General features: G+C 70.9%; 8 protein-coding genes. 7 read left to right on the top strand and 1 reads right to left on the bottom strand.

The window, feature by feature from the left end; genetic code table 11:
- Window positions 1-280: 280 nt before the first annotated feature.
- Window positions 281-1,549 carry a methionine adenosyltransferase gene (gene metK / locus Q5064_RS09285; protein WP_302964105.1) on the bottom strand — a complete coding sequence of 423 codons (1,269 nt, stop codon included), beginning with the start codon at window positions 1,547-1,549 and terminating at the stop codon, window positions 281-283.
- A gap of 288 nt (window positions 1,550-1,837) precedes the next feature.
- On the opposite strand from metK, the gene Q5064_RS09280 reads away from it, so the two are divergent.
- The 7 genes from Q5064_RS09280 (at window position 1,838) to Q5064_RS09250 (ending at window position 11,293) form a co-directional block, all read left to right on the top strand.
- Window positions 1,838-3,229 (top strand): carboxylate--amine ligase, encoded by a 1,392-nt coding sequence (locus Q5064_RS09280; RefSeq protein WP_302964103.1) that lies wholly within the window; start codon window positions 1,838-1,840, stop codon window positions 3,227-3,229.
- Complete coding sequence (locus Q5064_RS09275) at window positions 3,230-4,105, top strand: DUF1461 domain-containing protein (protein WP_302964102.1); 876 nt, start codon at window positions 3,230-3,232, stop codon at window positions 4,103-4,105.
- Window positions 4,106-4,109: 4 nt separating this feature from the next.
- On the top strand, window positions 4,110-4,595 hold the full coding sequence (gene ybaK / locus Q5064_RS09270; protein WP_302964101.1) for a Cys-tRNA(Pro) deacylase: 486 nt from the start codon (window positions 4,110-4,112) through the stop codon (window positions 4,593-4,595).
- A gap of 39 nt (window positions 4,596-4,634) precedes the next feature.
- Window positions 4,635-7,046: a primosomal protein N' gene (priA, locus tag Q5064_RS09265; RefSeq protein WP_302964099.1), complete on the top strand. Its 2,412-nt coding sequence runs from the start codon at window positions 4,635-4,637 to the stop codon at window positions 7,044-7,046.
- Between the two features lie 136 nt (window positions 7,047-7,182).
- Window positions 7,183-8,391 carry a hypothetical protein gene (locus tag Q5064_RS09260; protein WP_302964098.1) on the top strand — a complete coding sequence of 403 codons (1,209 nt, stop codon included), beginning with the start codon at window positions 7,183-7,185 and terminating at the stop codon, window positions 8,389-8,391.
- Window positions 8,388-10,322 (top strand): hypothetical protein, encoded by a 1,935-nt coding sequence (locus Q5064_RS09255; RefSeq protein ID WP_302964096.1) that lies wholly within the window; start codon window positions 8,388-8,390, stop codon window positions 10,320-10,322. The genes Q5064_RS09260 and Q5064_RS09255 overlap by 4 nt, the downstream gene beginning before the upstream one ends.
- Window positions 10,319-11,293: an FHA domain-containing protein gene (locus Q5064_RS09250; RefSeq protein ID WP_302964095.1), complete on the top strand. Its 975-nt coding sequence runs from the start codon at window positions 10,319-10,321 to the stop codon at window positions 11,291-11,293. Before Q5064_RS09255 ends, Q5064_RS09250 begins: the two co-directional genes overlap by 4 nt.
- Window positions 11,294-11,349: the final 56 nt, after the last annotated feature.

Raw genomic sequence — 11,349 nt, 5'->3', positions numbered from 1 at the left:
CAGTCCCTTGCAGCTTAGTTCTTATTAGCCCGTCCAAGAACTGGGGTGCAGTTCATCAGGGGCCCTTGTTGTTGCGGCTCTTTGCCGGTCGGAAGCGTCGAGCATCCTGATTCGCTCAGACAGTCCTCGCTTGGTGGAAATGTCCACTGGACATTTCCAGTCGCTGCGGAACTCGCTCGGTCAGGACGCCCGACGCTTCCTCTCCGCTCTGCCATTGCAGCGCCGCGAGGCGTTCCCCGCCGGGGGGACGCCCCAGTGGGAACGCCCCGATTCGCAGCCCTTACTCCAGCCCGCAGGCCGCGCGCAGGGCGTCGGCGCGGTCGGTGGCCTCCCAGGTGAACTCGGGAAGCTCGCGGCCGAAGTGCCCGTAGGCGGCCGTCTTCTGGTAGATGGGGCGGCGCAGATCCAGCGCGTCGATGATGGCGCCGGGGCGCAGGTCGAACACCTCGGCCACGGCGCGCTCGATGTCGGAGACGGGCACGTGCTCGGTGCCGAAGGTGTCCACCATCACGCTCACCGGCTGGGCCACGCCGATGGCGTAGGCGATCTGCACCTCGCAGCGATCGGCGAGCCCGGCGGCCACCACGTTCTTCGCCACCCAGCGCGCCGCGTAGGCTGCCGAGCGGTCCACCTTGGTGCAGTCCTTGCCCGAGAAGGCCCCGCCGCCGTGGCGGCCCATGCCGCCGTAGGTGTCCACGATGATCTTGCGGCCCGTGAGGCCCGCGTCCCCCATGGGGCCGCCGATGACGAAGCGGCCGGTGGGGTTCACATAGATCTCGCAGTCCTCGGCCAGCTCCACCCCCTCGGCCTCGAACACCGGGCGGATGACCGTCTCGACGATGGCCTCGCGCAGGGCGTCCTGCTCGATGTCCTCGGCGTGCTGGGTGGACACGACCACCTTCTCCACGGCCGTGGGCACCCCGTCCACGTAGCGCACCGACACCTGGGTCTTGCCGTCGGGGCGCAGAAACTCCAGCGTGCCGTTCTTGCGCACCTCGGTCAGGCGCTCGGAGAGGCGGTGGGCCAGATAGATCGGCATGGGCATGAGGGTGCTCGTCTCGTTGCAGGCGTAGCCGAACATCATGCCCTGGTCGCCCGCGCCGATGGTCTCGTAGGGGTCGGCGGCCGCGGCGGCGTCGTGCTGGGCCTCGAAGGACTCATCCACGCCCTGGGCGATGTCGGCGGACTGCTCGTGGATGGAGCTCATCACGGCGCAGGTGTTGCCGTCGAAGCCGTACTTGGCGCGGTCGTAGCCGATGCCGCACACCACGTCGCGCACGATGGACTGCACGTCCACGTAGGCCTGGGTGCGGATCTCGCCGGTGACGAACACGGTGCCCGTGGTCACGAGCGTCTCGCAGGCGCAGCGGAACTTGGTGGGGTCGGCCGGCGCCCCGTCGGGGGCGATGTATCCCTCTTCGGAAAGCGCGATCTCCTTGGCCAGGATGGCGTCCAGGATGGCGTCGGAAATCTGGTCGCAGATCTTGTCGGGGTGCCCCTCGGTCACCGACTCGGAGGTGAACAGGTAGCTCGTGCGGTTCTCGGTCATGAGGTTCCTTTCTTATCGCTGTTGGCCGGACCACCTTGGCGGCCGCCCGCGGGCGAGGCGCGTCAGGTTGGTGTCGGGATCGGCGAGCCAACTCTCTACCCCGACTCTGGATAATATGGTGCGCGCGGGCCATGCGGGCCAAGGCGCGCGATTGCCCATACTATCGGGGATGGGGGCGCGGTGCAAGAACACCGACGGGGAAGGATACAGAAACCATACGGAAGGCGCGGCGCGCCGCCGACGTGCTACACTTATGCGGATATGCAAACGTCGAGGGACGGAGCCTTCATGCCCACTAATGCCGACTACACGCGCGAGTACTTCCAGATCATCGACGAGCTGGACGGGGCGGTGGAGGATCGTCGCGCCGCCTACGACTACATGCAGGGCTCCACGGCCATCGTGCACCATAAGGTGGTGGCCTCCTCCTTCGTGCCGCGCCTGTTCAACCAGAAGTCCTACGAGGCCATGCGCGATACCGCCGAGACGTGCCACCGCATCTTGTGCAAGGTCATCGAGCGCTACCGGGCCGATGAGGAGTACCGCAAGCTCTTCGATTTCGACGAGCGGCTCGTGGAGCTCATTCTTTTGCCCCGCGACTACGACGCGGTGCTGCCCTTCGCGCGCGTGGACACGTTCCTGAACGAGGACGACTACCGCATCCACTTCTGCGAGTTCAACGGCGACGGGAGCGCCGGCATGAACGAGAACCGCGAGATCACGAACTCCATCAAGGACACCGAGACCCTCCGCGTCTTCTCCGAGAGCCACACCGTGCAAGGCTGCGATTTGTTCGAGCCGTGGGTGCGCACCTTCTTAAGCATCTACGACACCTACCGCTTCAAGGTGGAGAACCCCCGCATCGCCATCTGCGACTATTTGGAGAACGGCGTGGTGGACGAGTTCCACATCTTCGCCGAGAAGTTCCGCGAGGCCGGTGTGGAATGCGTCGTGGCCGATGTGCGCGACCTCGTCTTCGACGGCGAGGTGCTCGCCACCCCCGACGGGCTTCCCGTGAACGCCATCTGGCGGCGGTCGGTCACCAACGACGTGCTGGAGTTCTGGGACGACTCTCAGGCGCTCATCAATGCGGTGCGCGCCCGGAAGGTGGCGCTCATCGGGGCTTTCTCGGGTCATATCGTGCACGACAAGCAGCTGTTCGAGGTGCTGTTCAAGCCCGAGACCCAGGCCTTCCTCACCGAGGAGGAGATCGCGTTTGTGGAGGCCACGGTGCCCATGACGGCGTTTCTCGACGAGTCGGTGGTGAACCTCGGCCAGATCCGCGCGAACAAGGACGAGTGGATCGTGAAGCCCACCGACCACTACGGCGCTGACAACGTGTACGCCGGCTGCGAGGTGACGCAGCAGGAGTGGGAGCGCGTCATCGATGAGTTCGCGAACGAGCGCGCCGGCTACCCCTTCATCGTGCAGCGCTACATCCGCCCCTTCAAGACCGACACGCTGCCGCCTGACGCCGGTATCGACGAGATGCCCGACGGCGCGGTGGAAAGCGAGCCGGTGCCCTACAACAACATGAACGGCCTATACTTGTACAACGGGCACTTCCAGGGCGTGTTCAGCCGCCTGGGGCCGCACCCCACCATCAGCAAGACCAACGACGGCATGACGGCGGCCTCCCTGTGGGTCGACTGCGACAACCCCGACGGGCTGGAGCTGTAAATGGGATCGAACAGCATTCTCGCCGGCATCGGCGCCACCGTGCTTGCCGTCACGCTGCTCGTGTGCGGCTTCGCCGTCTGCTGCCTGCCCGGCATCACCACTTCGCTCGCCGGCGCGGTGAGCCAGGGGAATGAGTCCCCCTACACCCACGATGAGCTCGTGGAGCTCGCCGGCATCACCCGCTCCTTCACGGTGGACCCGCACCGCGACGCCGAAGCGGCCGCCGAGGGCCTGGCCGCCTCGGTGGTGGAGACGGCCCGCGCGGCGAGCGCCGAGGGCGCCCCAAAGGCGGGGGAGTGGACCCAGGCGGCCCGCACGGCCCTCGAGGGGGACGGCACGGCGCTTTCCACCATGGACGCGCTCGCGAAGGTGTCCGACCGCTACGCGCTCGACGCGGCGGCCGTGAGCCACCTGGAGGACTGCAACCGCCTCATCACGGGCGCGAGCTCCTGGCTCGGCATGATCGGGGTGGCCGCGCTTATCGTGGCCGTGCTTCTGGGCGTGCGTCGCCAGTGGGCGGCGCTGGCCTTCATGCTGCGCATGGGGCCGGCCTTCCTCGTGGCGCTGCTCGCCGTGCTCGGCGTGTGGGGCATCGTGGACTTCAACGGCCTGTTCGCCGCCTTCCACTCGCTGTTCTTCGTGGACGGCACCTGGACGTTCAGCTACGATTCGCTGCTCATCTCCATGTACCCGCTCGATTTCTGGATGGGCATGGGCGGGGTGTGGCTCGCCACCTCCGTCGGCCTGGGCGCCGTGTGCTTCATCGGGGGATGCGTGGCCGCCTGGCGCGCCCAGGTGCAGCACCGCCGCCTCGCCGAGGAGGCCGAGGCCGCGGCGCGCAAGGGCAAGAAGGGGAAGAAGGGCGGCCGGAGGTAGCTGTATGGCCCGCGCTCCCAAAGACCACAAGACCAACGCCCTGCGCGAGCTGGACGCGGCGGGCATCGCCCACGAGGCGCTCTTCTTCGAGGCCGACCCCGCGATGACCGGGGTCGAGATCGCCCAGTCCCAGGGCGAGGAGGTGGACGCCGTGTTCAAGACCCTCGTCACCGAGGGAAAATCCGGCGAGCACTACGTGTTCCTCGTGCCCGTGGCCTGCGAGCTGGACCTGAAGAAGGCCGCCGCGGCCGCCGGCGAGAAGGCCGTGGCCATGGTGCGCGCCCGCGACCTTCTGCCGCTCACCGGCTACGTGCACGGCGGCTGCTCGCCCATCGGCATGAAGAAGCGCTTCGCCACCTTCGTGGACGAGACCGCCCAGCTGTTCGATACGATCTACTTCTCGGGCGGGAAAGTGGGCTGCCAAGTGCGCATGGCCCCCGACGACCTGGGCCTTCTCGTGCCCTTCGCCTACGCCGACCTCACGGGGTAGGGAGGGCGCGTCCGCGGGCGGGTGCGTTATACTGTTCCCATGTTCATTGCCTCCGTCATAGTCGATATTCCCACCCAGGCGCTCGACGCGCCCTATTCCTACGCCGTGCCCGACGATATGGCGGCTTCAGTCGGCTGTGCCGTGCTCGTGACCTTGGGCGGCCGCAAGGCCGTGGGCTACGTGGTGGGCTTGGAGGAGGCCGCCGCGGCGCCGGGGGAGGGAACCGATCTGTGGGGCAACCCCCTGGCGGTGTCCGAGCTGCGCCAGGTGGAGGCGGTGCTCGCCGGCCCGTTCTTCGACGAGGAAGGAGCGGCCTGCGCCCAGTACATCGCCGAGCGCTACGTGGCGCCCCTCTCCAGCTGCGTGCGCCTGTTCACGCCGCCGGGCGCGGTGCCGCGGGTGGTGCGCGGGCGCGACGGGCGCTGGCGGCTCGAGGAGCCGAAGGTCGGCGAGGTGGACGACCGCTGGGTCACCCGAGGGCCGGCCTTCGACGAGTTCACGCCGCGCAAGAACGCGGTGAAGCAGCAGCAGGTGCTCGCCGCGGTGGGCGCGGGGGACGTGCGCGTGGCCGAGCTCGCCCGCGAGTTCGGCTCGGTGGGCTCCACCTTAAAGGCGCTGGGGGAGAAGGGCGCCGTGGTCGTGGAGCGACGCCGCCGCATGCGGGGCATGGAGGCCGCGGGCGCTGCGGGCGCCGGCGATGCGCCTGCCGTCGCCGGCCGCGGCGCTCCCCTCGCGCAGGAGGCCGGCGATGCCGTCTCCGATTCCGGTTCCGCAGCTGCCGCTCGCGGGGCCGCCCGGCCGCAGCTCACCGAGGGGCAGGCCGCGGCGCTTGCGGCCATCGGGGAGGCCCGCGCGGCGGCCTGCGGGCACGTGGTGCTCGTGGACGGCGTGACGGGCTCGGGCAAGACCGAGGTGTACCTGCGGGCCATCGAGGAGGTGCTCGTCGAGGGGCGCACCGCCATCGTGCTCGTGCCGGAGATCTCTCTCACGCCCCAGACCGTGGGGCGCTTCCGCGGCCGCTTCGGCGATGCGGTGGCCGTCATGCACTCGCGCATGAGCGACGGCGAGCGCTTCGACCAGTGGGATTTCATCAAAAGCGGCGCGGCGCGCGTGGTGGTGGGTGCCCGCAGCGCCCTGTTCACGCCGCTTTTCAACGTGGGGCTCATCGTCATCGACGAGGAGCACGAGGGCTCCTACAAGCAGGACTCGGCCCCGCGCTACCAGGCGCGCGACGTGGCCCGCTGGATGATGGCGCGCTCGGGCGGCGCGGTGGTGCTCGGCAGCGCCACGCCCTCCATCGAGGCGCTCTACGCGGTGGCGAAGGACCCCGCCTGGACGAGCGTCGACCTGCCCGAGCGGGCCAACGGCCGCCCGCTTCCGCCGGTGGAGGTGGTGGACATGGCCGCCGAGTTCGCCTCGGGCGCGCGCTCCATGTTCTCGGGGCGCCTCACCCGGGCGCTTGCCGCCGAGCTCTCGGCGGGGCACAAGGCCGTGCTTTTGCTGAACCAGCGCGGGTTCGCGAAGTTCCTCCTGTGCCGCGACTGCGGTTTCGTGCCCGAGTGCCCGCATTGCGCGACGAGCCTCACCTACCACGAGCAGGGCGCCAAGCTCGTGTGCCACCACTGCGGCTACACGGTGCCGGCGCCGCCCGTGTGCCCCGAGTGCGGCAGCCCCTACCTGAAGAAGTTCGGTGCCGGCACCCAGCGGGTGGAATCGGATCTGCGCGCGCTCTTGGACGGGATGCCTGGCGTGGGGCCCGACGTGCCCATCATCCGCATGGATGCCGACACCACCACGGCCAAAGGCGCGCACCAGGAGCTGCTCGAGCGCTTCGGCGCGGCCCGGGCGGCGGTGCTGCTCGGCACCCAGATGATCGCCAAGGGCCTCGACTTCGACGACGTGACGCTCGTGGGCGTCATCAACGCCGACACCCAGCTGCACCTGCCCGACTACCGGGCGCCCGAGCGCACCTTCCAGCTCATCGAGCAGGTGGCCGGCCGCGCCGGCCGCGCCGAGCTGCCCGGGCGCGTCATGGTGCAGACCTACGAGGCCGACTCCGTGGCCATCCAGGCGGCGGCCCGCTACGACCGCGGGATGTTTTTGCGCGCCGAGCTGCCCAAACGCAAGCTCCTGGAGTACCCGCCCTACGTGGCCATGGCCAATATCCTCGTGTGGGGCGCCGACGAGCACGAGGTGGCCACCGAGGCCGAGCTTCTGCGGGCCCAGCTGGCCGATCTCATCCACGATACGGTGGGCGATCCGCGCTGGACGGTGCTGCCGGCGGTGCCCTGCGCCTTGTCGAAGCTGCGCAACACCTACCGCTACCACGTGGTGGTGAAGGCCCCCCTCGGCGCCGACCTGTCTGCGCCGCTCGCGCGCCTGTTCCGCGCCCGCAAGGCCAACCCCCGCGTCAACGCCGCCGTCGACGTGGACCCGGTGGACCTCCTGTAGGACGCATTCAGCACGGGGATCTGTGCGGGGAAGGACGTCCAATGCCGTGTGTTATACTCATCGTTACCACACTGTGTCAATAGCTCGCTGCTCTTCGGGATGCCCGGGCGGCGTGGGCGAAGAAGGAGCGCGAACCGTGAGAGATTCCCTGCACCGTTGGCCCCGGGTCGGCCGGGCGCTGCGCCGGGCATCGGTGCCGCCGGTTCTGGCCGGCCTCCTGACGTTTTCCCTGGGGCTCGTGGGCGCCGGGGCGGTGCTGTATGCCGGGGCGGTGCCGTCCCTTGCGGCGGAAAGCCCCCTTCTGGGTCACTTGGCCGCTCGCGGTGCCGGCGCCAGCCCGACCGGCCCGCTCGCGGCGGCCCTCTACGGCGATGCGGCGGCCGACGGCTCGCTGCTGCCCTCAAGTGCTGCCGAGGGCTCGGGCGCCACGCCGTCCCTGCCCGGAGGCGCCTTTGGCGCGGACGGCGCCGCAGCGGGTGCGGAAGGCGGGGCCTCGGCCGCTGCCGCGGGCGCCGGCGCGTCCCTGCTGTCGCTGCCCGGCCTCGGCGGCAGCGCCGCTCCTATCACGTTGCCCACGACCTCTCCCGCTCCCGGCGACGATGCCTCTGCGGCACCGCCTTCAAGCGGCTCTCCGGATGCGTCTGGCGGCTCCGGCGGCTCGGGCGGTTCGGGAGGCTCTGGCAGTTCGGGCGGCTCGGGCAGCTCCGGCAGCTCCGGCAGCTCTGGCGGCCCTGGCGGTTCCGGCGGTTCGGACGGTTCCGGCAACTCCGGCGGCTCGGGCAACTCGGGTTCCGGCGACGGCTCCGGCGGAGGCTCCGCTCCCGAGCCGAGCCCTCCCGAGCCCGTGGTTCCCGTGGAGGAGGGCGGCCCGGTGCCCGAGGACATGGAGCTGCGCATCCGCGACACCTTGCGCAGCGAGTACGCGGTGCTGGAGGCCCAGGGCGCAAAGGTGTACGAGTGCGTGGCCGACTACAACCGGCTGTGTATGACCGTCCCGCTGCAGCCGCGTATCGACGCAGCCTCCAAGGTCTCCGAGCTTCTGAGGGAGGTGCAGCTGGCCGATTCCAATATGACGATGCAGGTGGGCTACGCGTGCGATCGTTCCGACGGGTGTATGTACGGCGCCTCGCGCTACAGCGGGAACTTCTCGCAGATGCACAACGCCTACGGCGATCTGGCCACGATGCTCTACGAGCTGAGCAACGCCTGGTCGGGCAACTGCTATTTCGTGGATCCCGCGGCCAATGCCGACTACTGGTCGGGGCGCGTGACCGTGAACTCGAGCACCGGCCAGATGGCGTCCATGGAAGCCTACGAGGCCGATCGCGCCGGAGCGCGCCCGTGACGGCCGTGCCCGCGTCGGGAGGACGCGCCGCGGCGCTGGCGGGACGTGCCGGCGGGGAGGGCCTGCGCCTGGTGCGCCTGACGTCCTTCGAGCCGGCCGCCTACGTCGCTCCGGAGCATCGCGAGGCCCACGAGCGGCGCTTCTCCACGCTTCTCGTCGACGAGGCGTCGGCACGTCGGGGCGGCATCGGGGAGGTGGCGCGCGCCCTCAACCCCCGCGGCGAGCGCTTCGCCGTGAAGCGCCTGCGCCTCCGCGAGTCCGATGGCGACCTGTCCGACGCGCTTCGCGCCACCTTCGAGGCCGAGTACGATGCCCACCGCGCCCTCGCGTCGCTGCGGGGCTTTCCGCGCCTGTTCGGCCGGGGACTCGTGGACGGCGAGCCGGCCATCGTCATGGAGTGGATAGACGGCGTCACTCTCGAGGAGGCCGCTCGCTCGCTCGCCGTGGACGATGCGGGGCGCCTCTCGCCGCTGACGGCGGCGCGCATCGGGCGCGACCTGTTCGACCTTCTGGCGTCCATGGCCTACCTGGATCGCGGCCTCGCGCATCGGGACGTGTCGCTGCGCAACGTCATGGTGGACACCTCGCGGCTCTCCTTGGCCGACCAGGTGGAGGAGGGCTCCTTCCAGCTCGTGCTCATCGATTTCGGCTCGGCCGCCGCGCTCTCCGGCGGCGATTCCTCGCTCACGGGCCGCTTCGGCGCCATGGGCGGGGCCACGGCCGACTTCGCTCCGCCGGAGATGCTCGCCGACGACGGGGCCGATGCCGCCCTGCGCCGCTCCCCGGCGGTGGACGTGTACGCCGCGGCCGGCGTGGTCTACGCGCTGCTGGAGGGGCACCCGCCCTACGATCTCAGCTACGGCGCCCGGGCCGAGCGGGGCGGCCTCACGGCAGCGCGTCTCAAGGCGGAGTTCGCGGCCCCGGCCGCCGAGGGGCCCCACAGCGCGGCTGCCGACGTGCGCTCGGTTCTGGAGCGCGAGCCGGAGGTGGCCGTGGCAGTGGGACGCGCCGCCGCGGAGCTCGACGGCGCGCCTGCGCCCGGCCAGATCCGGCTCGCGCTCTCGGCGGTGGACGGGCAGCTGTCCGGCCTGCTGGACGTCTGCCTCGCCCCGAGGCAAGACGCGCGCCCCTCGGCCGCCGCCGTGCGCGATGCCCTGGCCCTGTTCTGCTCCCAGTACCCGGACAACGTGGCCCGTGCCCTGCGCGGCGAGCCTCTGGCCGACTGCCCCTTGGGCGGCGGCTCTTTCCGGGGGCGGCGGGGCGGCCGCACGCGGCGGGCGGCCCGCCTGGCATTCCGTGCGCTGTCTGCTGCGGTGGCGCTCGGCGCGGCGGCGGGCGTGGGCGTGCTCGTCCACGGCATGCCGGTGTCATTTCCTGCCGACGGCCCGTGGTGGTCGGGGCCTGTGCCCGGCCCGCTGGCCGCCCTCGTGCTCGTGCTGCCGCTCGCCGGCGCGCTGGCCGTGCGCGGACGTGCTTCGAACACGATCCTCGGCCTTGCGAGCGGGGTTCTCGGCGATCTTCTGGGCGCCACCGTGGCCGGCATGCTCGTGGCGCTCACGGCTTGGCCGAGCGCGGCGGTGGAGGAGGCCCTGTACGCGACGCTCCTCCTGTGCGCCGCCGCGCCCCTTCCGCTGCTCGTGGCCGACTGCGCCCTCGCGCCGCCGCGTGCAATCCGCCCGCGCACCGGTGCTGCCGCGCGGCCCGTGCTGCCTTGGGGCGGGGACGATGCGGCGGCGCCGGATGGACTGCCCGCGGCCTCGCGCGGGTGTGCCCCCGAGCTCGAACCCGAGCCTGCGCCCGGGCCCGGGCTTGGGCCCGCGCCCGAATCCGGATCCTGTTCCGAGGCCGCCCTCCTTCCCGACGGCGATCGTGCGGAGGAGACCGAGGCCGAGTACGAGCTGATGGACGATAGGGAAGAGGAGACCGCATGACCCCGACGGAGATAACCCCGGTATCGGTGCTGTTCGATCTGGCGAAGCGCCAATGCGGCGTCAGCCACAAGGAGCTGGCGACCATGCTGCTGTCCGGGCGGCCGCTCTCGGACGGTCGCAGCCCGCAGAGCCGGGTGGGCGACCGCACCTGGGTGTCGCGGTTCATCGTGCACGCGCCGCCGGCCACGCTCACCGATCGGTACTTCTGCGACTACGCCGTGGGCGCGCTGCGCCTCCTGGCGCGGGTGAAGTCGCGCAGCAAGCGCGCGCTTTCCGGCGAGGCAATCCTGGGCATCGTGTGCGGCGAGGCGGGCCGCGCCATGGACGACGCCCTGCGGGTGCACGGCCAGAACCCCACGGTGTATCGCAACATGCTCGAGCGCATCGCCTGCGAGGGGGCGCTTACGGCCGACGAGCGGGCCGAGGTGGCCCTGGTGCTGCTGGTGACGGCGGCCTGCACGGCCGATGTGCGCCGGGCGGTAGCCGAGGCGCGCGATTTCGCCGACGCGATGCACGGGGGAGGGCTCGTCACTCCGCCGCCGACCCTCGCCGCGCCGGGCGCCGTCTCGCCCGCAGCGGGCGAAGGCGAGCCGTTGCGCTGGCTCGGCCTGCTGCGCATTGCGGATGGCGTGGTGGTGGGGGCGCCGCAGTGGGTGGAGCCCTCGGTCACCGGCGCCGAGGTGGGGACGCTGGCCCTCACCGAGGGCGCGGCCAATGAGGTCGGGCCCGACGTGTCGGGGCGCCATGCCCGCATCTGGCGCGACGCGGACGGAGCCTGGTTCGTGGAGGGCTGCGACGCCCGTCACGGCACCGTGCTCGTGAGCGGCCTCACCGGCGAGGAGACCGTGGTGGAGCCTCCGCGCGGCCAGCGCGACGGCTGGCAGCCCGCCCCCGTGCCCGTGGCCCCCGGCGACCAGCTGCGCCTCGCCGCCTCCACCACCTTCCTCCTCATCGAGGGCTATCCGGGCTGAGCGGGGGGCTTACGTCTGCGCACAATTATTGGAGGGCGGGGCGCATGGTCTCAAGC

The sequence above is a fragment of the uncultured Adlercreutzia sp. genome (genome assembly GCF_958431955.1).
Lineage (GTDB): Bacteria > Actinomycetota > Coriobacteriia > Coriobacteriales > Eggerthellaceae > Adlercreutzia.
Note: the sequence above shows the minus strand (reverse complement) of the source record. Positions and strands in the feature narration are given on the sequence as shown.